The sequence below is a fragment of the Tessaracoccus rhinocerotis genome (assembly GCF_007197885.1).
GTDB lineage: Bacteria > Actinomycetota > Actinomycetes > Propionibacteriales > Propionibacteriaceae > Arachnia > Arachnia rhinocerotis.
Genome location: NZ_VKKG01000040.1, coordinates 1 through 308 on the forward strand (window position 1 = coordinate 1; position 308 = coordinate 308).

1 protein-coding gene is annotated in these 308 nt (G+C 70.5%); it reads left to right on the forward strand.

All coding sequences use genetic code 11. The features are described 5' to 3' along the window. Positions 1-308 (forward strand): alkaline phosphatase family protein (locus tag FOJ82_RS16390; RefSeq protein WP_221933211.1); only part of this gene is annotated, 308 nt, incomplete at both ends.

The window sequence follows — 308 nt, forward strand, 5'->3', positions numbered from 1 at the left end:
GAGGGGTACTCGCAGGCCGCCATGGCGGACCTGCTCGAGCGCTACTCCGGGATCGCCGAGGAGCACAACGCCACCCGCGACGTCTCGGCGCTGTCGGACACCCACGTCGTCCTGGTGCTGTCGGAGTCCCTGTCCGACCCGATGGCGATGCCCGGGATCACACCGGCGGAGGATCCGCTGCCGTTCCTGCGCGAGCTGATGGCCACCAACACCTCGGGAACCCTGCGGTCCGGGGCCTTCGGCGGCGGCACCTCCAGCATGGAGTTCGAGGTGGTCACGGGCATGGCCGTGGCCAACCTGCAGCCGCA